General features: G+C 63.0%; 22 protein-coding genes. 11 read left to right on the top strand and 11 right to left on the bottom strand.

The features are described from left to right. Positions 1–130: 130 nt before the first annotated feature. The 4 genes from ACFIQF_RS07435 to ACFIQF_RS07420 are packed head-to-tail and all read right to left on the bottom strand — an operon-like array spanning position 131 to position 4,869. Positions 131–1,405: a M20/M25/M40 family metallo-hydrolase gene (locus ACFIQF_RS07435; protein ID WP_393941578.1), complete on the bottom strand. Its 1,275-nt coding sequence runs from the start codon at positions 1,403–1,405 to the stop codon at positions 131–133. After that, complete coding sequence (uraD, locus tag ACFIQF_RS07430) at positions 1,402–3,177, bottom strand: 2-oxo-4-hydroxy-4-carboxy-5-ureidoimidazoline decarboxylase (RefSeq protein ID WP_393941576.1); 1,776 nt, start codon at positions 3,175–3,177, stop codon at positions 1,402–1,404. Before uraD ends, ACFIQF_RS07435 begins: the two co-directional genes overlap by 4 nt. Before the next feature lie 58 nt (positions 3,178–3,235). After that, positions 3,236–4,195, bottom strand: a complete 960-nt coding sequence (gene puuE / locus ACFIQF_RS07425) for an allantoinase PuuE (protein WP_393941574.1) — start codon at positions 4,193–4,195, stop codon at positions 3,236–3,238. After that, positions 4,192–4,869, bottom strand: coding sequence for a GntR family transcriptional regulator (locus ACFIQF_RS07420; protein WP_393941572.1), 678 nt, complete (start codon positions 4,867–4,869; stop codon positions 4,192–4,194). Before ACFIQF_RS07420 ends, puuE begins: the two co-directional genes overlap by 4 nt. Positions 4,870–4,961: 92 nt before the next feature. Here ACFIQF_RS07420 and uraH point away from each other — a divergent pair, with 92 nt between their 5' ends. Together uraH and ACFIQF_RS07410 are read left to right on the top strand one after the other, a co-directional pair. Continuing rightward, complete coding sequence (gene uraH, locus ACFIQF_RS07415) at positions 4,962–5,312, top strand: hydroxyisourate hydrolase (protein WP_393941570.1); 351 nt, start codon at positions 4,962–4,964, stop codon at positions 5,310–5,312. Positions 5,313–5,629: 317 nt separating this feature from the next. Further along, on the top strand, positions 5,630–6,214 hold the full coding sequence (locus ACFIQF_RS07410; RefSeq protein ID WP_393941568.1) for a BPSL1445 family SYLF domain-containing lipoprotein: 585 nt from the start codon (positions 5,630–5,632) through the stop codon (positions 6,212–6,214). Between the two features lie 449 nt (positions 6,215–6,663). On the opposite strand, the gene ACFIQF_RS07405 is transcribed toward ACFIQF_RS07410, so the two are convergent. Both ACFIQF_RS07405 and kynA read right to left on the bottom strand, forming a co-directional pair. After that, the gene (locus ACFIQF_RS07405) at positions 6,664–7,947 is read right to left on the bottom strand and encodes an MFS transporter (protein WP_393941566.1); all 1,284 of its coding nucleotides are present in this window, start codon (positions 7,945–7,947) and stop codon (positions 6,664–6,666) included. 423 nt (positions 7,948–8,370) lie between these two features. After that, entirely contained in the window at positions 8,371–9,231 is an 861-nt protein-coding gene (kynA, locus tag ACFIQF_RS07400; RefSeq protein ID WP_393941564.1) for a tryptophan 2,3-dioxygenase, read from the bottom strand. Positions 9,232–9,348: 117 nt separating this feature from the next. Here kynA and ada point away from each other — a divergent pair, with 117 nt between their 5' ends. From ada to ACFIQF_RS07380, 4 genes are all read left to right on the top strand, one after another. Further along, entirely contained in the window at positions 9,349–10,506 is a 1,158-nt protein-coding gene (ada, locus tag ACFIQF_RS07395; protein WP_393941562.1) for a bifunctional DNA-binding transcriptional regulator/O6-methylguanine-DNA methyltransferase Ada, read from the top strand. Positions 10,507–10,585: 79 nt separating this feature from the next. Beyond that, a complete protein-coding gene (locus ACFIQF_RS07390; protein ID WP_393941560.1) occupies positions 10,586–11,320 on the top strand; it encodes a 2OG-Fe(II) oxygenase in 735 nt (244 codons plus the stop codon). 137 nt (positions 11,321–11,457) lie between these two features. Further along, positions 11,458–12,375, top strand: coding sequence for a DNA-3-methyladenine glycosylase family protein (locus ACFIQF_RS07385; protein WP_393941559.1), 918 nt, complete (start codon positions 11,458–11,460; stop codon positions 12,373–12,375). A gap of 16 nt (positions 12,376–12,391) precedes the next feature. Further along, on the top strand, positions 12,392–12,775 hold the full coding sequence (locus tag ACFIQF_RS07380; RefSeq protein ID WP_393941557.1) for a hypothetical protein: 384 nt from the start codon (positions 12,392–12,394) through the stop codon (positions 12,773–12,775). Between the two features lie 66 nt (positions 12,776–12,841). Here the strand turns inward: ACFIQF_RS07380 and ACFIQF_RS07375 are convergent, their stop codons facing one another. The 3 genes from ACFIQF_RS07375 to kynB form a co-directional block, all read right to left on the bottom strand. Further along, positions 12,842–13,468 (bottom strand): 3'-5' exonuclease, encoded by a 627-nt coding sequence (locus tag ACFIQF_RS07375; RefSeq protein WP_393941555.1) that lies wholly within the window; start codon positions 13,466–13,468, stop codon positions 12,842–12,844. After that, positions 13,468–14,784 (bottom strand): kynureninase, encoded by a 1,317-nt coding sequence (kynU, locus tag ACFIQF_RS07370; RefSeq protein WP_393941553.1) that lies wholly within the window; start codon positions 14,782–14,784, stop codon positions 13,468–13,470. Before kynU ends, ACFIQF_RS07375 begins: the two co-directional genes overlap by 1 nt. A gap of 104 nt (positions 14,785–14,888) precedes the next feature. Further along, positions 14,889–15,539: an arylformamidase gene (gene kynB, locus ACFIQF_RS07365; protein ID WP_393941551.1), complete on the bottom strand. Its 651-nt coding sequence runs from the start codon at positions 15,537–15,539 to the stop codon at positions 14,889–14,891. 134 nt (positions 15,540–15,673) lie between these two features. Between kynB and ACFIQF_RS07360 the strand changes: the two genes are divergently transcribed. Further along, positions 15,674–16,867, top strand: coding sequence for an MFS transporter (locus tag ACFIQF_RS07360; RefSeq protein WP_393941549.1), 1,194 nt, complete (start codon positions 15,674–15,676; stop codon positions 16,865–16,867). A gap of 21 nt (positions 16,868–16,888) precedes the next feature. On the opposite strand, the gene ACFIQF_RS07355 is transcribed toward ACFIQF_RS07360, so the two are convergent. Both ACFIQF_RS07355 and rtcR read right to left on the bottom strand, forming a co-directional pair. Then, positions 16,889–18,283: an amino acid permease gene (locus ACFIQF_RS07355; protein ID WP_393941547.1), complete on the bottom strand. Its 1,395-nt coding sequence runs from the start codon at positions 18,281–18,283 to the stop codon at positions 16,889–16,891. A 102-nt stretch (positions 18,284–18,385) separates the two neighbouring features. Next, positions 18,386–20,026: an RNA repair transcriptional activator RtcR gene (gene rtcR / locus ACFIQF_RS07350; RefSeq protein ID WP_393941545.1), complete on the bottom strand. Its 1,641-nt coding sequence runs from the start codon at positions 20,024–20,026 to the stop codon at positions 18,386–18,388. Between the two features lie 250 nt (positions 20,027–20,276). On the opposite strand from rtcR, the gene ACFIQF_RS07345 reads away from it, so the two are divergent. The 4 genes from ACFIQF_RS07345 (at position 20,277) to ACFIQF_RS07330 (ending at position 25,334) form a co-directional block, all read left to right on the top strand. Then, positions 20,277–21,854 (top strand): vWA domain-containing protein, encoded by a 1,578-nt coding sequence (locus tag ACFIQF_RS07345; protein WP_393941543.1) that lies wholly within the window; start codon positions 20,277–20,279, stop codon positions 21,852–21,854. A gap of 701 nt (positions 21,855–22,555) precedes the next feature. After that, on the top strand, positions 22,556–23,776 hold the full coding sequence (locus ACFIQF_RS07340) for an RtcB family protein (protein ID WP_393941541.1): 1,221 nt from the start codon (positions 22,556–22,558) through the stop codon (positions 23,774–23,776). A 55-nt stretch (positions 23,777–23,831) separates the two neighbouring features. After that, a complete protein-coding gene (locus tag ACFIQF_RS07335; RefSeq protein WP_393941539.1) occupies positions 23,832–24,473 on the top strand; it encodes a zinc-ribbon domain containing protein in 642 nt (213 codons plus the stop codon). Positions 24,474–24,506: 33 nt separating this feature from the next. Beyond that, complete coding sequence (locus ACFIQF_RS07330) at positions 24,507–25,334, top strand: hypothetical protein (RefSeq protein ID WP_393941537.1); 828 nt, start codon at positions 24,507–24,509, stop codon at positions 25,332–25,334. Positions 25,335–25,379: the final 45 nt, after the last annotated feature.

Below are 25,379 nucleotides of genomic sequence, written 5' to 3'. Positions count from 1 at the left end.
GGTGGGGCGCTGAGCGGGTCTGGATCGCTTGAGCCTTGCGAAGCGGCTTCGCCATTGAGTGGAATGTATTCGCGTTGGCACAAAAAAACCTCCTTGCGGAGGTTTTCTCTTGGAATGGTGCGCGAGGTGCTCAGGCCAGCAAATCATGCAGCATGCGTGCCACCACCTTGGTGGCGCGGCGCAGGTCTTGCAGGTCCAGGCGCTCGTCGGCGCGTTTGGCGTGGCTTTCCAGCACGGTGCGGGGGCCGGCGCCGTAGATCACGCCGGGAATGCCGCGCTCCACATACAGGCGCACATCGGTGTAGAGCGGTGTGCCTACGGCGGGAGGCTTCTCGCCAAATACGGCTTCGCCGTGGGTTTGGATGGCGTCGACCAAAGGCTGGTTGCCGGCCAGCGGCGTCATGGCGTTGGCGAGCAGCAGGCGTTTGATGTCTACGCGCACGGCGTCTTCGCCGCTGTAGCCGCGCTGCTGGTTGAAGCGCTCGGTGGCCTTTGCGATCACGGCGCGGATGTGTTTTTCAACCTCGACCGGGTTCTCTTCGGGGATCATGCGGCGGTCGATCTTCAGCACCACTTTGCCAGGGATCACATTGGTGTTGGTGCCACCGCTGATCTGGCCGATGTTGAGGTAAGGGTGCTTGATGCCAGGCACTTTGGATGTGACCTTCAGGTACTCGGTGTTCTCCGCGTACAGGTCGTTCATGATCGCCACTGCCGCTTGCAAAGCGTCCACACCGGTGTGTGGCACGGCGGCATGTGCCATCTTGCCATGCACGGTGATTTCCATTTGCAGGCAGCCGTTGTGCGCCACCACCACTTCGTAGCTGAAGCCGGCGGCCACCATCAGATCAGGCTTGGTCAGGCCTTTTTCCAGCAGCCAGCCGGGGCCGAGCAGGCCGCCAAATTCTTCGTCGTAGGTAAAGTGCAGCTCGACCGCGCCCTTGCCGGGTTTGGCCACAGCTTCGAGTGCGCGCAGAGCGTAGGTGAAGGTGGAGAAGTCGCTTTTGCTGACGGCGGTAGCGCGGCCGTAGATTTTGCCGTCCACAATTTCTGCGCCATACGGGTCGTGCGTCCAGCCTTCGCCGGGCGGCACGACGTCGCCGTGGGCGTTGAGGGCAATGGTGCGGCCGGTGCCGGCGGAGCCATCGCTGCCAAAGGGGCGGCGCACGATCAGGTTGGTGATCGACTGCATGCCGTAGGCCTGCACATCGGCTTCGGGCACCACGTGTTTTTCGGCTTGGTAGCCCATCTCCTGGAGCAGCTCGGCCGTGCGCTCGGCGTGCGGCGCGTTGTTGCCGGGCGGCGTATCGGTGGGCACTTGCACCAGTTTCTGGAAGAACTGCACCTGCTCGTCAAAGTGCTGGTCGATCCACGCATCCAGCGCGGCGTAGGTGGTGTTGCTCATTTTGTCTCTTGCTCGAGTTGTTGGAGGACTTGGGAGAAGGCGTCGACGGCCAGCTGCATGTCGTCAGCGGTGGTCGATTCCAAGGGGTTGTGACTGATGCCGCTGTTGATGCCGCGCACAAAGAGCATGGCCTGCGGCATTACTTCGTGCAGCTTCATCGCGTCGTGGCCTGCGCCACTGGGCATGCGGTAGAGCGGCACGCCCAAGGTGGTGAGGGCTTTTTCCCACTGCGCTTGCCAGGGCGCGGCGCTGGGCGCGGCAGCGGCTTGCATGGTTTGCTCGGCGCTGTAGCGCAGGCCGCGGCGCTCGGCTATGGCGGCGAGTTCGGCCATCACGTCGCGCACCAAGGCGTCGCGTTGCGGGTCGGTTGGGGCGCGCAAGTCCAGACTGAATTTGCAGCGGCCGGGCACCACGTTGATAGAGCCGGAAGGCACTTCGAGCATGCCGACGGTGGCCACTGAATCGCCGTCTTGTGCGGCGCGCTTTTCGGCGTACAGCATGAGCTCGGCCACGCCGCAAGCGGCATCACGGCGGCGGTCCATGGGCGTGGTGCCGGCGTGGCTGGCCATGCCGATCATTTCGCAGACGTAGCGCGAGCTGCCATTGATGCTGGTGACAATGCCCAGCGGCAGATCCAGCTCGTTGAGCACCGGGCCTTGCTCGATGTGCACTTCGACAAAGCCCAGGTACTGAGCGGCGTCGCGCCGGAGTTTGGGAATATCGTCAATGCACAGGCCGGCGTGTTGCATGGCTTCGCGCATGGTGATGCCGTTGGCGTCTTTCTGCTCCAGCCAGCGTTGGTCAAAATCGCCAATCAGTGCGCCCGAGCCGAGGAAGGTGGCTTTGTAGCGCTGGCCTTCTTCTTCGGCAAAGCCCACTACCTCAATGCCGAACGGCAGGCGCTTGCCGGCGCGGTGCAGCCCGCGCACGCAGGCCATGGGTACAAAGATGCCCAGGCGGCCGTCGTATTTGCCGCCGTTGCGCACGGTGTCGTAGTGGCTGCCGGTGAGCAGGTATTTGCCATCGGCGCTGGCAGGTTTGTAGCGGCCCACGACGTTGCCGACCGCATCAATCTCTACCTCGTCAAAGCCGCAGTCGCGCATCCAGTGGCTGATGCGTTGGGCGCAGGCGCGGTGCGCGTCGGTCAGGTAGGTGACGGTGAGCTGGCCTTTTTCGGCAAAGCCTTCGTCGCTGTGCTGGGCCAGGCGCTCTTGCCAATCCCAGACATCGTTGCCCAGCGCGGGCTCGTAGCCGAACTTGTCGTTCAGGCGAATCTCGGCAATGCGGTGGATGTTGCGCAGGGCTTCGGCGCGCTCAAAATCGGGGTGGTTGCTGAGGCGGCGCGCAAAGGTGTCGATGATCTCCTGCTTGGGCAGGCCCAGGCCGCGTGGCCCGCGCACCGCCAGGATGAAGGGGAAACCAAAGCGCGCGTTGTAATCGGCGTTGAGTTGCTGGATGCGCGCAAACTCTTCGGGCGTGCACTGCGTGAGGCCGGCCTTGTTTTGCTCGTTGGTGGATTCGGCCGTTAAAGACTTGGCCACCATGGCTTTGCCAGCCAGCTCGGGGTGGGCGCGAATCAGCGCCAGTTGCGCATCAACCGGCGCTGCGGCCAGCACGCTCACCATGGCGTGCTTGAGCTGCGCCAGCGATTGGAAAGGGCGCTGCGCCAACGCGGCCTCGGCGATCCATGGCGAATGCTCGTACAGGCCGTCGAGCATGTGCGCGGCTTGCTCGGCGCTGGCGGCATTGAGTTGTTCTAAGGTCAGGGACACGGCGGGGTCTCCAATCGGTTCATTCGGTGGTGTTGCCGGCGCGGCGGGCCGGCGCTATTCATGCCTTGGTGGCTGGGTGGTGGTGCGCCCAGTGGCGCGCAATGTCGATGCGCTTGCACACCCAGACCTTGTCGTGCTTTTGGATATGGTCCAAAAAGTGCTGCAGCGCGGTGATGCGGCCCGGGCGGCCGAGCAGGCGGCAGTGCATGCCGATGCTCATCATCTTGGGGCTGTTGTCGCCGTTCGGATCGCCTTCGGCATACAGCACGTCAAAGCTGTCCTTCATGTACTGGAAGAAGGGGTCTGCGTGCGAGTAGCCTTGCGGCAGTGCAAAGCGCATGTCGTTGCAATCGAGCGTGTAAGGCACGATCAGCTGCTGCGCGCTGCTGCCGTCGCTTTTTCCGACCTTCATCCAGAAAGGCAGGTCGTCGCCGTAGTAATCGCTGTCGTAGGCAAAGCCGCCAAAATCAGCCACCAGGCGGTGCGTGTTGGGGCTGTCACGGCCGGTGTACCAGCCCAGGCCGTGCTGGATGCGGCTGCCATAGATGGATTTGAAAATATCCATGGCCTGCTGCATGTGGGCGCGCTCGATCTCTTCGTGCACGCTCTGGTAGTGGATCCACTTGAGGCCATGGCAAGCCACTTCGTGGCCCAGATCGGCAAAGGCCTGGGCCAGTTCGCGGTGGCGTTGCAAAGCGGTGGCCACACCGAAAACGGTGAGCGGCAGGCCGCGTTTTTCAAACTCGCGCAGCAGGCGCCAGACACCGACGCGTGAGCCGTATTCGTAGATGCCGTCCATGCTCATGTGGCGGTCGGGGTAGGCCGCCGGGTTGAACATTTCCGACAGAAACTGCTCGCTCGCCGGGTCGCCGTGCAGCACGTTGTTTTCGCCGCCTTCTTCGTAGTTCAGCACAAACTGCACGGCAATGCGTGCGCCGTTCGGCCATTGCGCATGGGGCGGGTTGCGGCCGTAGCCGACCAGATCGCGGGGGTAGGAGGCGGTGGCGTCGTATGTCATACCGGAAGTGTGGAAAGAGCCATGGACAAATCGTTGCTGGGAATCTCGCGCTCGAACTGCAGCCCTTGCTCGACATGCTCCAGGTGTTCGAGCATCAGCTGCACGGCGCGCTCGGCATCTTTGGCGGCCAGGGCTTGCACGATGGCTTCGTGCTCTTCGTGCGAATGCGCGGCGGCGCTGGCCGACTGGTACATCAGCGTGATCAGGGCGCAGCGCGAGATCAGATCGCCGAGCAGCTGTGCGAGCACATCGTTGCCCATGAGCTCGGCCATGCGGACGTGAAAATCACCGAGCAGCTCGGTGCGGCCGGGGACATCGGCACGGTCTACGGCGGCGGCTTCCTGTTTGACGTGCTCGCGCAGCGCCTTGATCTGCTTTTGCGTCACGTTCTGGGCGAAGCTGCGCGTCATCTCGGCTTCGAGCATTTTGCGCACGGCAAAAACCTGACGCGCTTCTTCGACCGAGGGCGTGGAGACAAAGGCGCCACGTGCCGGCTCCAGCGTGACCAGATGGTTTTGCGACAGCTGGAACAGCGCCTGGCGCACTAGGGTGCGCGAGACGCCAAAGTGGTCGGCCAGCTTTTGCTCGGCCAGCTTGGTGCCGGGCAACAGCTTGTGCTCCACGATGGCGCGGGTGAGCGCCTGGGCGATGGTGGACGTTGAGGTGGATTCCATACGGGGATGATAGATGGATTGACAAAAAGTGTATACACTTTCGGTGCACATCACCAGTCCGATCTTCACCACAACCATCAGGAGATATCCCTATGGGCTTGAGCACCCACGTCCTCGACACGATGAACGGCTGCCCCGCTGCCGGCATGCAAATCGCCTTGTACGCCACCGATGGCGAGCGCGCCACCCTGGTCAAGCGCGAAACCCTCAACCACGACGGCCGGACCAACGCGCCACTGTTCGACAACGCCAGTCTGCGGCCCGGCACCTACCGCCTCACTTTCGATGTGGCAGGCTACTTTGCCGCCAAGGGCGTGCAACTGCCCGAGCCCAATTTTCTGGGCCAGGTGAGCCTGGATTTTGGTGTGGCCCACGCCGACCAGCACTACCACGTGCCGCTCCTGGTCAGCCCCTGGAGTTACTCCACCTACCGCGGCTCCTGAGCTGGAGAGCGTGCGCCAAAACCAGCAGGTTTTGGCAGCAGCAGTGTCAGTGGCAAGCGCAGCCCGGGCAGGCGGCGCTGCCCGGCGATCGTGCGCAAGCAGCAGGCCGAATTCCTACAGTGCTGTGGGAACACAGCGCATTCGCTGCATCTGTGCTGTAGGTCAAGTTCGCCTGTCTTGGCGGCGCCGGTTTTTGGGCTACGCTCGGCCTAGCATTTCAGTCACCCCGCTCGCAGAGCGCCTGTCCATGCGCGTTTTGCTCTTTCGCGGAATTGATTTTGAAATGTTTGCGCACCAGCGCCAGAAAGGAAAACTCCATGCGTTCTATGTCTCTGCGTACTGTTGGTTTGGCTGCTGCGATGGCGGCCGGTGTGTTCACCATGACCGCTTGCACCGTCACCAAGCACGACACCGCCAGCGCGCCTCGCGCTGATTCCACCACTGTCTCCACCCGTGCTGATGCAGCGCTGGAGCGCCTGTACTCCACCGCCCCCGGCTCCAAAGAATTGGTGCAAAACGCCAAGGGCGTGCTGGTGTTCCCCTCGGTGGTGGGCGGCAGCTTTGTGGTGGGTGTGGAACACGGCCGCGGCGTGCTGCGCGTGGGCGGCAAGAACGTCAGCGAATACAGCACCACCGGTGCCTCGATCGGTTGGCAAGCCGGCGGCCAGTCGCGCGCGGTGATCTACGTCTTCAACACCAACGAAGCACTGGAAAAGTTCCGCAACAGCAATGGCTGGTCGGTAGGCGCTGACGCCACCGTCTCCGCTGGCCGCATTGGCGCCAACGGCAGTGTGGACACCACCTCAGCCCAAGCACCGGTGAGCAGCTTTGTGCTGAACAATGTGGGCCTGGAGGCCGGCGTGTCGCTGCAAGGCGCCAAGATCACCCGCGTGACGAACTAAGCTTCGTCACCCGGTTATCCGCTGCTGCGGCAAAGCCCGGCAGCGGAGCGAGAGACGGATGCCCCAAAAGCTGGATGTTGGCTTTTGGGGTGTTTTTTGGGGTGCGTCACTTGGTGGTGGGTCGCGCGGGGGCGTGGTGTTTGCTTGCCATAGGGTGTTGGTCTAACTGGCGTTCAGTTGCTTTGCTTGCTGCAGTTGGCCGGGTCTCGCCCCGGCAGGCGACCTCCTTTCTTGCTGCACGTCCGGTGTGCCGGCCCAGAAGAAAGGAGGCAAAGAAACGTGCCCTACATCCAGCGCTGGCTGAAAGGGTGGAGGAACAGCCAACAGCCGGCGAGGATGGCGCCGATAAAGGCCTTCTCAGGTCAGATGGAGGATGCGTTAATAGCCAGGTGCTAGCCGAACGCCAGTTGCTAAAACAGACGCCAGCCCGTTCAGCCTCTGAACAAAGCTCAACTCTCCAACAATGGCGATTTGGGCAAAAACCGGAACGCCAGGCAGCCCAGCATCAGCATGGCGGCCACGAACAGCATCACGTATTCGTAGACCTCGCCGCCTCGGTGTTGTGCGTAGGCTGCCACCACGCCCGAGAGCCACTGCATCAGCGCCACGCCCAGGAACATGGCCATGGTGTAGACGGAGAGGGCGCGGCCGGTGGTTTCGCGGGGGTAGGAGCTGCGCACGTCGGCGTATTGCAGCACGGAGTAGCCGGCGGCCACGCCCATCAACAGAATCAGTGCCACGGTGGCAAAGGCGTGGTGAACCAGGCCGAGCGCGCAGAAGATGGCGGCCATGACCGTGGCACCAATGATGATGCGCGGGCGGCGCTTGGCCGGGCCGGGGTCGAGGCGGCCAAAGATTGAGGGCATGAAAAGCGAGATCACCGACACGATCAACGCCACGTTGCCGGTCGCTACCAGGCTGAAGCCGTAGCGGTCGATCAGCATGGGGCTGAGCCACAGGCCGCGCACGGTCAGGAAGGAGGCGTAGCCGACCATGCCCATGATGACGATGGCCCAGGTGTGCGGCACCAGAAAGAGGGCGCCAAAGCCTTTGACGGCTTCGAGCCAGCTGGGTTTGGGCAGGTCGTCGGTGGCCAGGTGCGGCTCGTGCACGCGCAAGAAGATGACCAGCCACGACAGTGCGCACAGCACGGCCAGCAGGCCAAAGCCCCAGCGCCAGCCTTGGTGTTGCACCAGCCAGGCGAGCGGCGTGCCGGTAAACAGCAGGCCCAGGCCGCCCACGCCTTGGCCCACGCCCAGCATGAAGGCGAAGCGGTCGGTCGGGAAATGGCGGGCGATGAACATGGTGCAGGCCAAAAAGGCGGGCGAGCAGCCCACGCCGATCAGCAGCTGGCCCAGCATCAGCCAGTGGTAGCTGGGCGCGATGGCGGAGATGGCCGAACCGGCAATCGTCAGCGGAAAAGCCACCAGCACAGTTTTGCGCAGACCATACAAATCCATGCCCACGCCCATGAACAGCTGGGTGACGCCGAACGACAGGCCGAACAAGCCGGCAAAAGCCCCCAGCGACTGGGCCGACAGGCCAAAGTCGGTACGCAGGCCGTCGGCGATGATCGAGGTGACGGTGCGGAAGGCCTGGCTCAGCGCAAAGGCCGACAGCAGCGTCAGCAGCATTACCCATAGCAGGCGTGGCGGCGGCGCACTGCTCGCGCTGGCGGTGGCCGGAGATGCCGCTGTGTCAGTGGCGGCAGAAGAAGCTTGGTCAGAAGGCATGGCTTGGGCAGGCAGGGCGGCGGCCAGGCTGCATGGTCACAGAGGTACGAGCGGGGCCGCCAGCACTTGTCAGACGGGCAGGGCTGCCCGAGGCATGCTGCAAGTGCACATTCGTACTATAGGCGAGAGCTGTCTTGCGCGCAGACCAGTCTGTCGCTTGCGGCACGCTGTCAATCGGGTATTCCGCTGGTCTGTACCTGGACTGAATTCCTCCACTGGGCTCCGGCAAAGGCAAAATGGTTCAGTGTCCCAACCCCACCACGGGGAAGCGAAGCGGCTCCCAACCAAAGCTAAAACGACTCACTCTCCACGCCCAAGCACGGCCCAGCCAAGTGGCAACGAGCAAGGGCGGCCCCGCAGCGAAGATGCCGTCGGGAGCCCGCACGCCCCCCTGGGGGGAAGGCGCGCAGCGTCTCAGGGGGGTTAGAGTTCCGTTCGCAGGCTCCAGATTTCCGGGAACAGCACCACATCCAGCATCTTCTTCAGGTAGCTCACGCCGCCTGTTCCGCCGGTGCCGCGCTTGAAGCCGATCACGCGCTCGACCGTGGTCAGGTGGCGGAAGCGCCACAGGCGGAAGGCGTCTTCGATATCGGCCAGCTTTTCGCCCAGCTGGTACAGATCCCAGTACTGGTGCGGATCGCGGTAGACGGTGATCCAGGCTTGCTTTACGCCCTCGCTGGCCTCGTAGGGCTGGGTCCAGTCGCGTTGCAGGCGGTCGGCGGGCACGGCAATGCCTTCGCGGGCGAGCAGTTGCAAGGCCACGTCGTAAAGCGAAGGAGATTCGTAGGCGGCCTGCACCTGGGCCAGCAGATCGGCGCGGTGGGCATGGGGCTTGAGCATGGCCGCGTTCTTGTTGCCCAACGAGAACTCGATGCAGCGGTATTGCGCGCTCTGGAAACCGCTGGAGTTGGCCAGGTAAGGGCGCATGGCGGTGTACTCGGGCGGGGTCATGGTGGACAGCACGGTCCAGGCGTTGACCAGTTGCTCCATGATGCGCGACACCCGCGCCAGCATTTTGAAAGCTTCGGGCTTGGTGTTGGCCTGCGGGTTGGCCAGTGCGCTGATGGCGGCGTTCAGCTCGTGCAGCATCAGCTTCATCCACAGCTCGCTGGTCTGGTGTTGCACGATGAACAGCATTTCGTCGTGCGCGGGCGACAGCGGGTGCTGGGCGCTCAGAATCTGGTCCAGGTGCAGGTAGTCGCCATAGCTCATGTCGCGGCTGAAATCGAGCTGGGCGCGCTCCTCGTGGACGATGGATTCGGGGCGTTGTGGGGTATCGGGCATGGGGCTGGATCGGTGTAGAGTGGGCGCGGGCGGCCCAATTGCAGCGCAAGATTTGAACTGCGCAAGCCGGGGCCGCTGCCTACAGTAGGGCCACCGATTGTACCCAGGAGCCTCTCGATGAAATCGCCAGTTTCCACTGCCGCACCGGCCGGCCAGACAGCCAAGACAGCCAAGGCCGCGCAAGCAGCCCGCGCCACCGAATCCGACCCGCGCTGGGCAGCGGTGCAGCAGCGCGATCGCGGCGCCGACGGCCAGTTTTTTTACGCGGTGCGCAGCACGGGCGTGTTCTGCCGCCCGTCTTGCAGCTCGCGCCAGCCCAAGCCTGAAAACGTGCAGTTCTTCAGCACCGCCGCGCAGGCGCAAGCAGCAGGTTTTCGCGCATGCAAGCGCTGCACGCCCACGGCGCAGGCTGCGCCTTCACATGCCGAACTGGTGGCCGATTTGTGCCAGTGGATAGCCACGGCCGAAGAAGAGCCCAGCCTCGCCGAGCTGGCCGAGCGCGCAGGCATGAGCCCGTTTTATCTGCAGCGCGTCTTCAAGGCGGCAGTCGGTGTTTCGCCCAAGGCCTACGCCAAGGCGCAACGCCGCAGCCGCTTGCAAACCGCCTTGGACGACCAGGGCGAGGCGCCGCGCGTTATCGACGCGATTTTCGATGCCGGCTTCGCCAGCAGCGGCCAGCTTTACCGCGACAGCCATGCCGTACTGGGCATGACGCCGCGCCAATACCGCCAGGGTGGCGCGGCCTTGCAGATTCGCTTTGGCGTGGGCGAGTGCAGCCTGGGCCCGATTTTGGTGGCCGCCACGAGCCAGGGCATTTGCGCCATCTTGCTGGGCGACGACGCCAATGCGCTGGTGCAAGACCTGCAAGAGCGCTTTCCGCAAGCCGAGCTGGTAGGCGGCGAGCGCAGTTTTGAGCAGTGGATGGCGCAAGTCATCGGCTTTGTTGATGAGCCCACGCGGGGCCTCGCTTTGCCTCTGGACGTGCGCGGCACCGCCTTCCAGCAACAGGTGTGGCAGGCGCTGCAGCGCATTCCGGTGGGCAGCACGGTAAGTTACTCGGAGCTGGCGCACAAGCTGGGTAAGCCGCAAGCCAGCCGCGCCGTGGCGGGCGCGTGCGCCGCCAATGCGCTGGCAGTGGCTATTCCCTGCCACCGGGTGGTGCGCAGCGATGGCGCTATCTCTGGCTACCGCTGGGGTGTAGAGCGCAAACGCGCCTTGTTGCAGCACGAGGCAGAGCTGGCACCGCATGCACAGCGGGTGGCGCAGCATGCGTGAGAGCTTGCAGACCGAGCTGCCTCTGGCCCTGGAAACCAGCCCGCCGAACCAGCGGCCGGCAAGCCCCAAACAAAGCGCAGTGTTAACTGATTCTGCCGAAGCCAGCACGGTGCAAAAGCGCTTGGACGGCTACGCCTGGCCGGAGGTCTTGGCCCAGGTGCAACAACAAGGTTGGGGCCGTTTGCCGGGCTTGCTGAGTGCAGGGCAATGTGTGCAACTGGCCGCGCAGTACGACGAGCCAGAGCGCTTTCGCAGCCGCATCATCATGCAGCGCCACGCTTTTGGCCAAGGCGAATACCAGTACTTTGCCTACCCGCTGCCGCCTACGTTGCAGCATTTGCGCACGGGCTTGTACGCCCGCTTGCAGCCGCTGGCCGAGCAATGGCGCCTTGTGTTGCAACCCGATGCCCTGCCTTGGCCGACCAAGCACAGCGGCTTGCTGGCGCAATGCCATGCAGCCGGCCAATGGCGGCCCACGCCCTTGTTGCTGCGCTATGGCGCGGGCGATTACAACTGCCTGCACCAGGATCTGTATGGCGAGCTGGTTTTCCCGCTGCAAGTGGTGGTTTTGCTCTCGCAGCCGGGGCAAGATTTTGACGGCGGTGAGCTGGTGCTGACCGAGCAGCGCCCGCGCATGCAGTCGCGGGTGCAGGTGTTGCAGCTGCAGCAAGGCGATGCGGTCATCATCACCGTGCGCGAGCGGCCTGTGCAAGGTGCGCGCGGCAGTTACCGGGTGCAGCACCGGCATGGCGTATCGACCGTATTGCGTGGTGCTCGCCATACGCTGGGTGTGGTGTTTCACGACGCTTTGTAGCACCGCAATACTTGAAATCCCTTGCTTGGTTGGCGCTGATAGCTATCAAAATATTTTTGACAAAAGCAGCTTGCTATCTTCCTCTATAGTGCAAGGCTGACTGCCCAAAAAATAACCATCTCCGTCTGCGCCCCACCATGTCCCTGGTTCTGACTACGCACATTGCGCTGCCTGCCCGCTTTCGGCCGCAGGACGTGTTGGCGCTGCACGCGCGCGACGCGCAGCAACGCGCCGAAAAGGTAGAAGATTTCACGATCACCAAAGGTCTGAGCTGGCAGGGCCAACCAGCGCTGCTGCAACTGCAGCTGCAACCGAGTGAGGCCTGGGCCAGCCTGGCGCTGGAGCCGGGCGCCGATGTTTCGGAGCAAGCGCAGCAGGCTTTGCAGGCCATGCTGGTGCGCATGCTGGGCCTGAGCGAAGGCGTGGAGCAGTTCGAGCAACAGCATGCCAAGCACCCGGTGCTGGGCAAACTTTTACAAAGCCAAGCGGGCCTGCGCGTGCCCGCTAGCAGCACACCGTTTGAAGCCTTGGTTTGGGCCATCACCGGCCAGCAGATCAGCGTGGCCGCTGCGATTGCCTTGCGCCGCCGTCTGATCGAAGCGGCCAACTTGCAGCACAGCAGCGGCATGCTGTGCCACCCGGATGCCGCTGCGCTGGCCGCGCTGACGCCCGAGCAGCTGCGCGCCGCCGGTTTCTCGGTCAGCAAGATCGCCACCTTGGAGCGCGTTTGTGCGGCTGTGCTGGCCGGCGATTTGCCGCTGGAGCAGTGGGCGCAACAGCCCTTGCAGCCCGACGATGCCAAGGCGATAGAAGCGGCGTTGCTCGCCATCAAAGGCATTGGCCCGTGGACGGTGCATTACGCCTTGCTGCGCGGCTTTGGCTGGCTCGATGGCAGTTTGCACGGCGATGTGGCGGTGCGCAACGCACTGGCCCGCTTGCTGGAGCTGCCCAGCGTCTCGCAAGCCGAGGCCGAGCAGTGGCTCTCTGCCTTTCAGCCTTGGCGCGCCCTGGTGGCTGCACACCTGTGGGCCAGCCTGTCGGCCAAGACGTATTAGCATCCGAGCTATGGATGTGAATGAGCAAGCAAAGAATGGAGCAGCCGCGCGCAACCACAAGCGCTGGCTGCTCGGTGCGGGCTATGCAGCGGTGGTGCTGGCGCTGCTTTTTGGTTTTCGCTATTGGCGCGAATGGCAGATGAGTCAGCCGGTGTACAAAGAGTATGCCGACTACATGAACACGCATGCGCAACAGTCGCTGAAGGCGCAAGAGTATCTGCAGCGCTATTACCGCGTGCACCAGCGCGAGACGGTGGCTGCACGCGATTTTCCCGTGGTGTGCGGCAACGTCACTTTGCTGGCCGAATCCGATGGCGTGCAGATTGGCACCGACTGGGCAACCATGGCCAAGGAATGCCGCAAAGCCGTGCGGCCGCAGTCACTTGGCCAGTTGCCATAGCGGCGCTGCTCATGCGCTGAGCTTGCGCGTGGGGCGAGTTTGGGTTGATCTAGGGGTGCAGCTCTTTTACTGCTGAGCAGCCTCTTGCAGCCAGCGCGGCAAGTGCTTTTTCTGGCAGCGCTGCAAGCCGTGCAGCAGGCTGTGCGCCGGGTTGCTGATAAACCAGCGGTCGCGCAGATCGGCCTGCATGCGCAGCAGCAAATGGGCGGTCATCTCGGCATCGGCCAAGGCGCGGTGGGCTTTGTCTGCGGGTGGCAATTGCAGGTGGCGCACGATCTTGCCCAGCGAATGGCTGGGCGCCTCGGGGTAGAGCCGGCGCGAGAGCAGCACCGTGCAGGCAAACAGGCTGTCCATGCTTTGCGCAGGTGCACAGCCGGCACGCTGCAACTCGTCGAGCCAGAACTTGCTGTCGAACGATGCATTGTGTGCCACCAGCGGCGCGCTGCCCACAAAGCGGGCGGCCTCGCGCATCACCACTTCAGCGGGCGGTGCTGACTGCAGCATGGCAGAGGTGATTCCCGTCAGCTGGGTGATGAAGCTGGGCATGCGCTGGCCTGCGTTCATCAGGCTTTGGTAGCGGTCGACAATGCGCCCGCCTTCCACCACCACAATCCCCACCTCGGCCGCCCGCGCGCCTTGCGCCGGGCTCATGCCGGTGGTTTCAAAGTCAAGAATGGCGATGCGTTCGGGCATCAGGTCACGGCGTTGATGCGGTTGAACTCGGGCTTTTTCCATTCACCCGATTCCAGCACCTGGCGCAGGTGTTCGACGGCGTTCCAGACGTCTTCGAAGCGGGTGTAGAGCGGGGTAAAGCCAAAGCGCAGAATGTCTTTGTGCGGGCCTTGGCCGCCGTCGCCTTTGCGGAAGTCGCCGATCACGCCGCGGGCGATGAGCGCTTGCATGATGGCGTAGGCACCGCTGCCCACGCCGTCGACGCCCATGCCTTCGTCGCGTGTCAGGCAGACTTGCGAGCCGCGCGCAAAAATATCACGCGGTGTGGCCAGGCCCAGGCCGTAACCGGCGCAGCGCTGCTCCACCAGTTCAATGAACAGGTCGGTCAGCGCCACCGATTTGCGACGCAGCGAGACCATGCCGCCGTATTTCTCGGCCTCGGTGTACACGTCCAGCCCGCATTGCAGGGCGGACAAGGCGATCATCGGTTGCGTGCCGCACATGTAGCGGCGAATGCCGGCGGCGGGCTGGTAATCGCTGGTGAAAGCAAACTGCTCGGCATGGCCGAACCAGCCCGACAGCGGCTGCCAGAACTTGTCGGTGTGGCGCGCATTGACCCAGACAAAAGCGGGCGCGCCCGGTCCGCCGTTGAGGTATTTGTAGCTGCAGCCCACCGCGTAATCGGCGTTGGCACCGTTCAGGTCCACCGGCACGGCACCGGCGGCGTGGCACAGATCCCAGATCGTCAAAATGCCCTGGGCATGCGCGTCGCGGGTGACCTGCGCCATGTCGTGCATGTGGCCGGTGCGGTAGTTCACGTGGCTGAGCAGCAGCACGGCTACGTCGGTGTTCAGGCAAGCGGGCAGCTCTTCGGGCTCGATCAGCACCAGATCCAGGCCGTATTGCTTGCACAGCGATTCGGCAATGTACAGATCGGTAGGGAAGTTGCTGCGTTCGCTGATGACCTTGGTGCGCGGGGCCGGGTCGGAGAACTCTTGCTGCGACAGGCGGATGGCTGCGCTCAGCACCTTGTACAGGTTGACCGAGGTGGTGTCGGTGAACACCACTTCGCCCGCGCGGGCGCCGATCCAGGGCGCAAACTGGTCGCCCAGGCGCTGCGGCAGGTCGATCCAGCCGGCCTCGTTCCAGCTGCGGATCAGGCCTTGGCCCCATTCGCGCTGCACCACATCGGCTACGCGGGCGGCGGTGGCCTTGGGCAGCGGGCCGAGCGAATTGCCGTCGAGGTAGATCACGCCGGCGGGCAGATCGAACCAGTCGCGCAGCGGCGCCAGCGGTTCTTGCAGATCGACTTCGCGGCAGGCTTCCAAGGTGGTCATGGCCAGTCTCTTTCGGTGAAACAGCGCGCCAGCGTTGAGCCATCAAGCGCCAGCAGCTATCAAATTATGGGTTTGGAATGCGGGCGATTGTACGGCTTGGCTGTTTACAAGCTGCGCAGAATGGCGCGCACGGGCGAGGCATCGGCCTGCACCAGTTTCAGCGGCAGCGCGATCAGCTCGTAGTCGCCCTCGGCCACTTCGTCGAGCACCAGGTTTTCCAGCACGCGCATGTCGTGCTGGCGAATGGTCTGGTGGCTGGGCAGCGCTTTGCTGTCAGCCGGGTCGATGCTGGCAGTGTCGATTCCGATCAGGCGCACGCCCAGCGCGGCCAGGCGCTCCACGGTAGCAGCGGCGTAGCCGGTCAGCGCGGCGTCCCACTGGTGTTGCGGCATGCGCTGGTAGGTGCGCACCAGCACGCGCTCGGGCAGATCGGCGCTGATGGCGTGCTCCAGGTGCTGCCACTCGATCAGCGGCCCGCAGGCGATGGCATGGATCACGCGGCAGCGCCCGAGGTAGGGCGACAAATCCACCTGGCCAATGGCAGCGCCACCGGGCGCGTAGTGCAAAGGTGCATCGGCATGCGCGCCCGCGTGCGGCGTGCTGGTGATGCTGGCCACGTTCACCGGGCAGCCTGGTCCAATGGTGGCGGCCCATTGCTGCTGGTAAGGCGTGTCGCCAGGGAAAACCGGCATGCCTTCGTAAACCGGCGGCGAAATATCCCAGATGCGGGGCTCTTTGTGGGGCGTGTTTGGCATAGGCAAGCAATGTAGCAGCAGCGCGGTGGCCTGCGAGCGTCCGGCGGGCGTGCCGAGCTTTGTCGCGTTTTGTACAACGGTGGCTGCGCTGGCGGCAGTTGGCCGGAAAACACCGCTAGCATGGTTGCCAAACCATGGCCTTGAACCGAACGCACGTCACCATCATGCTGGGCATTGCCCAGACTTTGGCCTGGGCGTCGTCTTATTACTTGCCGGCTGTGTTGGCGCGGCCCATCAGTGCGGCGCTGGGCGGCTCGTATTCGCTGGTGTTTGGTGCTTTCTCGCTGGCCTTGCTGGTGGCCGCAGCAGCCGGGCCGGTGGCGGGCCGTTGCATAGACCGCTACGGCGGCCGGCCCGTGCTCATGGTCAGCAACCTGGTGTTCGCTGCCGGGTTGCTGGTGTTGAGCCAGGCCACGCAGATCTGGCATGTTTACCTGGGCTGGGCCTTGATGGGTGTGGCCATGGGCAGCGGCTTGTACGAGGCCGCGTTTGCCACGGTGGTGCATTTGTATGGGCAGAATGCGCGCCCGGCCATCACCGGCATCACGCTGTTTGCCGGCTTTGCCAGCACCGTGGGCTGGCCTTTGTCGAGCTATCTGGACAGCCAATACGGCTGGCGTGTGGTCTGCATGGTGTGGGCGGCTTTGCATTTGTTGCTGGCGCTGCCTTTGAATGCGGCTTTGGCGGGTGCCCGGCAAGAGCGGCCTGCAGAGCCGGAAGCAGCGCCAGCGGCCGATGTGGCGCCAGCCGCCAGGCAGGCAGACAGCGCCCGGCTGCGCCACATCGCCTGGTTGATGGCCTATGTGTTCGCGGCTTCGTGGTTCATCAGCACCGCCATGGCTGCGCACTTGCCGCAAATTCTGCAAAGCAGCGGTGCAGCGCTGGCGGCCGCCATTGCTGCTGCTGCGCTGGTGGGGCCGGCGCAAGTGGCGGGCCGGGTGCTGGAGTACAGCTTGCTGAAAAACGCACATCCCTTGCTATCAGCGCGGTTGGCGATTCTGGCGCATCCGTTGGCAGCACTGTGCCTGGGCTTGTTGGGTGCGCCGGCCATCAGCGTGTTTGCGGTTTTGCACGGGCTCGGTAATGGCATTCTCACCATCGCCATTGGCACCTTGCCGCTCAAAGTGTTTGGTGCCCAGGGCTACGGTCAGCGCCAGGGCTGGCTCATGGTGCCGGCGCGCATTGTGCAGGCGGGCTCGCCCTTTCTGTTTGGCATGGCCGTGGGGCGCTGGGGCAGCGGGGCGCTGTGGTTGTCGTCCGGCTTGGCACTGAGCGCGTTTGCGGCTTTGCTGCTGATGCGTGTGGCACCGGCGCAGCGCCAGGCCTGAGCCCGGCGCTGCGCACCATGCTCAAGCCTGGTTGTTGCTGGCCGAAGCGGCGCGCTGGCGGTACCAGAACTGGTAGGCCGCTGCCAGCACCAGCAGCATGGGCACGCCCACCAGGGCGGTCATGTGGAACACATCGGTGAAGTAGGTGGTGACGATGACGGCCAGCATCAGCGCTGCGCCCAGCAGCGTGAACACTGGAAAGCCCCACATGCGGAACTGCAAGCGCTCGCCGGGGTGCTCGCGCTGCCAGCGCGGGCGAAAGCGTAGGTGGGTGACGAAAATCATGAACCAGGCAAACATGGCGCCGAACATGGCGATCGACATCATCAGCGCCAGCGATTCCTCAGGTTTGAGCGCGTTCACCACCATGGCCACCGCCATGCCCAGGCAAGACACGGCAATCGCTCCCATGGGCACGCCACGCGCATTCACCCTGCCCAGCGCTGCGGGCGCGTAGCCGCCGCGTGAGAGGCTGAACATCATGCGCGAGGTCACGTAGAGCTGCGCGTTCATGGCTGAGAGGCTGGCCACCAGCACCACAAAATTGAGCGCGCCTGCCGCGCCGGGAATGCCGACAATCTCCATCACCTTGACGAAGGGGCTTTTGTCGGTGCTGGCGTGGCTCCAGGGCACGATGGCCAGCATCAGCGCCAGCGACAGCAGGTAGAACAGCACCAGGCGCAAGACCGTGGTTTTGAAGGCCGAGGTTACGGCCTGGCGTGGGTTTTCGGCCTCGCCGGCGGCGATGGCAATGGATTCGAGGTTCAGGTAACTGAAGATGGCCACGATCACGCCCACCCAGGTGCCCCACCAGCCATTGGGGAAAAAGCCGCCATCGACCGTGTAATTGGCAAAGCCCACGCCGGCCGGGCGCGAGCCAAACACCACGTAAGCGCCGATCAGGATGAAGGCGCAGATGGCCACCACCTTGACCATGGAGAACACATATTCCATCTGGCCAAAAGCCTTGACGCTGGTGGCGTTGACAGCGGCCAGCACCACCGAAAACAGTGCCACCCAAATCCATTGCTCGACGGCTGGAAACCAGTACTTCATGTACTTGCCCACGGCGGTCACTTCCATGCCCACCGCCAGCACCACGGCCGCCCAATAGGCGTAACGCACCACAAAGCCGGCCAGCGGGCCCAGATAGTGCTCGGCATAGGCGCCAAACGAGCCGCTGGTGGGGTGGGCCACCGTCATCTCGGCGAGGCACCCCATCAGCAGCAGGCCGATGAGCGCGCCAATCGCGTAGCTGATCAGCACACTGGGGCCGGCAAAACCAATGGCAAAAGCGCTGCCCATGAACAGGCCCGTGCCGATGGCGCCGCCGATGGCGATCATGGTCATCTGCGCGGCCGACAGCTTTTGCATCAGCCCGCTCTCGCGGCGCTGGATGCTGCCAAAGTCACCCATTTGTCGTATCCCCTGCAAAGAAAAACCGCCAAGTATCGGACTAAAGCGGTGCTGTGGCAGTGTGCGTGGTTACTGCGCCAGGGGCGGCGGGCTGGCGAGAACTCAGCCCGTGATGCGCTCCCAGCTGAGGCCGAACTTGTGCAGGTATTTGCGCAGGCGGTCGGCGTCGTTCACCACGCTGCGCTGCGCGCGCGAGGCCTGGTAGAGCTGGCGGCCGGCGTCTGACAGGCTGCTGCTGGCGCGGCAGATGCGGATGACGGAGGCGAGCTGCAGCTGGTCGAACAGGTCGATGGCGGCCAGCTCCTCGGCGGGCAGTAGCTCTTCCAGCGCCGGCTCAGCACCGGTGCTGGCCCGTGTCTGCAGGTCTTCGGGGCGCTGCCAGAGCCATTCCAGGCGGCTGATTTCTGCGTTGACCTGGTCTTCAGTGATGCGGCCGCCGTTGGATAAGGTGGCCAGGCGCGTCACGCTGGCGTGCAGATCGCGGAAATTGCCCGTCCACAGCGCAGCCGGGCTTTGCGCAAACTGCAGATAGCGTTTGCGCGCCTCGGCATTGAAGCGCTCGACACGGTGCGTCTGCTGCGCATGCAAGGCCAGCAGGTGGTCGATATTGGGCTCGATGTCTTCGCCGCGCTGTGCCAGGCCGGGCAGGTTGTAGGTCCAGAGGTTGATGCGGGCGAACAGGTCTTCGCGAAAGCGCCCGGCGTTCACCTCCAGCCGCAGATCGCGGTTGGTGCCGGCGATGAGCTGGAAATCGCTCGTCACCTCGCGGTCCGAGCCCATGGGGTAGAAGCGCTTTTCTTCAATCGCCATCAGCAGCATGGCTTGTTCGTCGGCACCCAGCTCGCCGATCTCGTCAAGAAAAAGCACGCCCTGGTCGGCCGTGCGCAGCAGGCCGGCGCGCTCGGTGGCGGCGCCGGTGAAAGCGCCTTTCTTGTGGCCAAACAAAGTGCTGGCTGCGCTGTCGCCGCGCAAGGTGGCGCAGTTCACCTCGACAAAGGCGCCGCTCACCTGGTGGCGCGCTTTTTTCAGCTCGTACATGCGGCGCGCCAGAAAAGATTTGCCTGCGCCGGTGGGGCCGACCAGCAACATTGGCGCTTGCGAGCGGCCTGCCACTTGCTCGATCTCTTCGATCAAGCGGTTGAAGCGCGGGTTGCGCGTGGCGATATGGCTTTTGAGAAAGGCCACGCCGTCTTGTTGCGCTTGGGCGTGGCGCGTGGCGATGGCGTCGTAGCGCGACAAATCCAGATCGATCAGCGTGTAGTTGCCGGCGGCGCCATCGGTCTGGCGCTTGGGCGGCGAGGCTTGCAAGATGACGCCCGGCATGGTGCGCGACTCCGCCAGCAAAAACAGGCAAATCTGCGCGACGTGGGTGCCGGTGGTGATGTTCAGCCAGTATTGCGCGCCCTCGCTGTCAAACGGATAGGCGCTGGCCCAGTCGTACAGCGCGCTGTAGACCTGCTGAAAATCCCAGGGGTCCTGGATGCTCAGCTCCACCAGGTTCACCTCGGTCTCGGGGCTGACGGTGGCGATATCGGCTTTCACCAGGCGCGCCAGATCAACGTGCGAGCGCGTGTAGAGCAGCTCCATGCGGGCCACCACCATGTCTTCATGCTGGGTGATGGCCACCGATGGCCGCCATTTGCTCCAGCGGCCGGCGCCGCGCCCGCTGTCGAGCTGGGTGCCGAGAAAGCCGATGACGGTAATGGGTTGCGGGGCTGCTGCAGGGCGCGTGCTGAATGGCATGATTCCAAATTCTAAATGAGCTATCTAATAAGATAAAAATAAAGAGGTGCTCTAGAGCTGGGGAATAACATTGAAGAATTTAATTTATTAAAAATCAATGGTTTAAGTTCTTGGTGCGCCGTTGGTGTCAAGTTGGCACGCTTCTGGCAAAGAGATAGGCAAGCGCCGTGTGGCGTGAGTTGGGGGAAGCAGGGCAGGGACTCTGCTTTCCCACCGGGCAACCGGTTGAATGCCAAGAAAGAGAACAACCATGGTCAACCTGCAATTGTTTCAAACGCTCAAGGGCGCTTTGCTGCCCGCTGCCGATAAGCACAACCACGAGGGCGCAGCGGCATACAGCCTGGGCCCGCGTCACCAGCTGGCACAAATGGCGCTGACCGGCTGCCTGAGTCAGACCTTTTACGCCAGCGCCGAAGAACAGCTGGGCCAAGTGGCCGAGCTGGTGGCCAAGGTGGAGTCGCCCTTTGTGGCCAAGACGGCGGTCTATGCCCGCGAGCGTGGCTATATGAAGGACATGCCTGCCACTTTGGCCGCTGCCTTGGCGGTGCGCGATGTGGAGCTGCTGGTGCAAGTGTTCCCCCGTGTGGTGGACAACGGCAAGATGCTGCGCAACTTTGTGCAGATTCTGCGCAGCGGTGCGATGGGCCGCAAATCGCTGGGCTCGCGCCCCAAGAAGCTGGTGCAGCAGTGGCTGCTGACGGCGACGGAAAAGCAGCTGCTCAACGCCGCCATTGGCAACCAGCCTTCGCTGGCCGATGTGGTGAAGATGGTGCACCCCAAGCCGCAAGAGGAATGGCGCGCCGCCTGGTTTGCCTGGTTGATCGGCAAGCCGCACGACGAGGCCAAGCTGCCGCCCATCACCTTGGCGTTTGAAAGCTTCAAACGCGATGTGGCCCAAGGCCTGGTGCCGGAGCAGGTGCCCGAGGTGCCTTTCCAGATGCTGACCGCGCTGAACCTGAATGCCCAGCAATGGGCGCAGATTGCACGCAACGGCTCTTGGCAGATGGTGCGCCAGAACCTGAACACCTTTGCGCGGCATGGTGTGTTCGCGTTGCCTGGCATGGCCGAACTGGTGGAACGCAAGCTGCAGGATGCGCAGGCGGTGGCCAAGGCCCGCGCCATGCCCTACCAGTTGCTGGCGGCTTACAAGGCGGCTGGTGCGCAAGTGCCAGCGGTGGTGACCGAGGCCTTGCAAGACGCCATGGAACACGCAACGGCCAACGTGCCTGTGTTTGCAGGCCGCGTGGTGGTGTGCCCCGATGTGTCGGGCTCGATGAGCTCTTCGGTCACGGGCTACCGTGCCGGTGCTACGAGCAGCGTGCGCTGTATCGATGTGGCGGGCCTGATGGCTGCCGCCGTGCTGCGCAAGAACCGCGAAGCGCGAGTGCTGCCTTTTGAGCAAAAAGTGGTGGCACTCAAGCTCAACAGCCGCGACTCGGTGCTGAGCAATGCAGCGCAGCTGGCCAGCATTGGTGGCGGCGGTACCAACTGCAGCGCACCGCTCAAGCAGTTGGCGGACGAGAAGGCGCAGGTGGATCTGGTGATCTTGGTCTCGGACAACGAGTCCTGGGTCGATGGCAAGCGCAGCGGCGCGACCGAGACCATGAAGCAATGGGCTCGTATCCGCCAGCGCAACCCGGCAGCCAAGCTGGTGTGCATCGACATCCAGCCTTATGCCAGCTCGCAGGCGCAAGAGCGTGCTGACATCCTGAATGTCGGAGGCTTCAGCGACGCGGTGTTCGATGTGGTGGCCCGTTTTGCCGACGGCAAGCTGGACGCCGAGCACTGGGTAGGTGAGATCGAGCAGATCGTGCTCGCCGCCCAGTAAAGCGTGAGAGGTTTATCTGTTGTTGGCGAATGCCGGTGTGACTACATTCCAAACTGTCCCGTCACACCAAACCCTGGTCGCCAGCAGCAGGTATTTTTTGAAAGAGATCACAAAGGTTTGAATGGCTTGCTGCAAATGCCGGTGAAATTACAGCTTGAAATGCTCGAGGTCGCAGGTTCGCTCAGTGATGCACAGCAGCACTGGACGGAGCGAGAGCTCCGGGCCGAAGGCCGAGTGCGCAGCACGAGCAACCCTGCCAGCGCTTGCGAAAGTGCTGTAGCTCAGTCGGATAGAGCGCGAAATGATTTCACCATCCCTGGTTGCAGCAGGGCATTCATCTGGATCGGTTTTGATGGTTTTGCGCGAATGCTTGCAGGACTCCATGGAACGCCGGGGGTTCGACTCCTCAGCCGAAAAGCCAAGCCTTGGCTAACGGTGTGGCACTGTCTTGCAGACCCTGGTCGCGCAGCTTTGATGGTTTATAGATTTGCCTAGTTTTGGGTGACTTGCTGCGAATGCAGGTGGAACTACATTTAATCCAGTTGTCGCGGGTTCGAATCCCGCCAGCGCTTGCGAAAGCGCTGTAGCTCAGTGGTAGAGCCCCGGCCATGTTTCACCAAACCCTTGTCGCAGCGGGGCACTCATCTCCAGCAACGCTTAAAGCTGCACAGCAGCAACGATAGAAAAAAAGAGAGGTCAATATGTCTCAATACCAAGAAATGCAAGTGCCCAACGGCGTGCCCGTGAAGATGTGGACCCAGGGCGTACCGGTGGAGCCCGAGGCGCAAAACCAGCTGGCCAACATCTCGCGCCTGCCTGTGGTGTTCAAGCACGTGGCTGTGATGCCCGATGTGCACCTGGGAATTGGTGCCACGATCGGCTCGGTGGTGCCCACCATCAAGGCCATCATTCCGGCTGCGGTGGGTGTGGACCTGGGTTGCGGAATGATGGCGTGCAAAACCACGCTGAGCGCGAGCGATCTGCCCGACAACCTGGCGCCCATCCGCGCTGCCATCGAGCGTGCCGTGCCCGTGGGTCTGACGCCCAAGCGCTACGGCCGAGACAAAGGCAGCTGGGAGACGCCGCCCGAGGAAACCGATGCGGCCTGGACGCAGCTGGTGCAAGAGTTCGACGAGATTTGCGAGGCGCACCCGCGCATCAAGAACACCAACAACTACAAGCACCTGGGAACCCTGGGTACCGGTAACCACTTCATCGAGGTGTGTCTGGACGAAAACCAGGCGGTGTGGATCATGCTGCACTCGGGTTCGCGCGGTGTGGGTAACGCCATTGGTACGCACTTTATCGAGCTGGCCAAAAAGGATGCCGAACTGCACCAGCGCAACCTGCCCGATAAGGATCTGGCTTACTTCGAAGAAGGCGCTGCCTACTTTGGCGACTACGTGAAAGCGGTCGGTTGGGCGCAGAAATTCGCCCGCGCCAACCGCGAGGTGATGATGGTCCGCGTGATCAACGCGCTGCGCAAAGTGATCACCAAACCGTTCGAGACGCACCTGGAAGCGGTGAACTGCCACCACAACTATGTGCAACGCGAAACGCACTTTGGTGAAGAGGTTTTCGTCACCCGCAAGGGAGCGGTGAGCGCACGCGCTGGCGAGCTGGGAATCATCCCCGGAAGCATGGGTGCCAAGAGCTTTATCGTGCGCGGAAAAGGCAACCCGGACAGCTTCAACAGCTGCAGCCACGGCGCAGGTCGAACCATGAGCCGAACCAAGGCGAAAAAGCTGTTCAGCGTGGAAGACCAGGTGCGTGCCACCGAAGGCGTGGAATGCCGAAAGGACGCCGACGTGATCGACGAGATCCCGATGGCCTACAAGGACATCGACGCCGTGATGGCCGCGCAGAGCGACCTGGTGGAAGTGGTGTACACGCTCAAACAGGTGGTGTGTGTGAAAGGCTAGAGAAGACAGGGCGCTCGCCCTGTCTCCCCAGAATGAATATCGAAGGAGAAGGGCGATGAAAAGCAATAAACAACGCAAGTCCGAGATCAAGCTGCGCCGCTGGCAGCGCCAGGAAGCGCAGCGTGAAGCGGCCAAACCCAAACTGAAGCTGCTGCCGGCCGGTGTGCTGAAGGCCGATATGGAGCGCTTGGCGCAGCTCAACGGTTCGTGCTTCTGGCACCGTGGTTACTACGAAGACCGCGTTTATCGTTGCCGCGACTGCGGTGCCGATTGTGTGTGGACGGCCCGAGACCAGAAGTGGTGGTACGAACAAGCGCAAGCCCATCTGGATTCGGTGGCCAACCGTTGCCGTCCTTGCAACGCCAAGTTTCGTGCTTGGCGGCAATCGCATTGCAATGCGCCCGAGATGACCGCTTTGCGTGCTTTGTGGCTTGAGCGGCCCGATCGTGCTGCGCGTGAGCGGGTAGCGCGTGCATTGGCATCGAACGACCCTGCCATCCGTTGCCTGGCGGCGCAAGCGTTGGCCTGGTGGTGGATGCAGTTTGAAGACAAAGCTGCCTTTGAACGGCTGGAAGAAACGGAGCTGGAGAAATCCTGGGCGCCGCGTATCCACCGAATTTTGGATGGTGAGCTGGAGCTGCGCCCTGGTGTGCAGCACGTGTGCCGTGCGGCGAACACGTTACCGGCCAACGCCTAAGCGCTATAGCAAGCCACGCAGTACAAGGAGCTGATGATGCGCAAACGCGAGAAAACCTATCTGCCGGACGCCAGCACTTTTCCGGCCGGCGTTCCTAGCGAAGTGGTGGCGGCAGTGCGCGCGCTGTACGAGGCCTGTTCTACGCGCCGCGCTACTTGGCCGTTGAACGCTTGCACGGACTGCTGTATGGATGAAAAACTGGCGCGCGAGATGTGTGATTGGGATTTGCGCTCGTTAACGGCCAAGCACATCTACGAATACCAGGACGCAGCGCACGACCGGGAGCAAGATGCGGATGAGTATCTGCACTTCCTGCCCAAGGTGGCTGAGCTGATATCGCACGGCGATACCGGTTTGGTGCGCCATTCCACCGAGATCGCATTGCAGCGTTTAGGGGGCTTTGACCATGCACTGCTCAGCCCGTCAGAAAAGCAGGCGATTGAGCACTGGGCCTTGGCCTTGTGGCAATGGTGGTTGGAGGCTGAACCGGCCAGCAAGCAGCATTTTCCCTTGTGGTACGAGGATGCGGAATCGATGCTGCTCATGTTTGCCAAGGCGGGGTTGACCATACATCCGTTTTTGCAGCGCTGGCAGCATTGCCATAGTGCGTGGGCTGCGGTTCAGTTTGGTGTTTTGCTGGCGAGATTGGATAGCTGTGGAGGCCAGTTGCGCGGGTTTGGTGACGATTGCCAGTGGTTGGGTGCAGTGCTCCAAACCTGGGCCTTTAGCAACGAGGCCTATATGCACTTTGCCTCGATTTGGGAGCGCATGAGTGACGACGAGGCCCGCACCATGTTGAGTGGCTGTATTTACGACGAAGCCTCGGTGCTGGAACAATTGGGGCCGAGAGTGCCGAGCTAGTTTGGCGGCTTCATGCTACAGAGAACAACAAGAAACAAGAGATAG

It is taken from the genome of Comamonas trifloxystrobinivorans (genome assembly GCF_043359985.1).
In the GTDB taxonomy this organism is placed as follows: Bacteria; Pseudomonadota; Gammaproteobacteria; order Burkholderiales; family Burkholderiaceae_C; genus Comamonas; species Comamonas trifloxystrobinivorans.
This window is presented reverse-complemented; position numbering and strand designations above follow the sequence as displayed.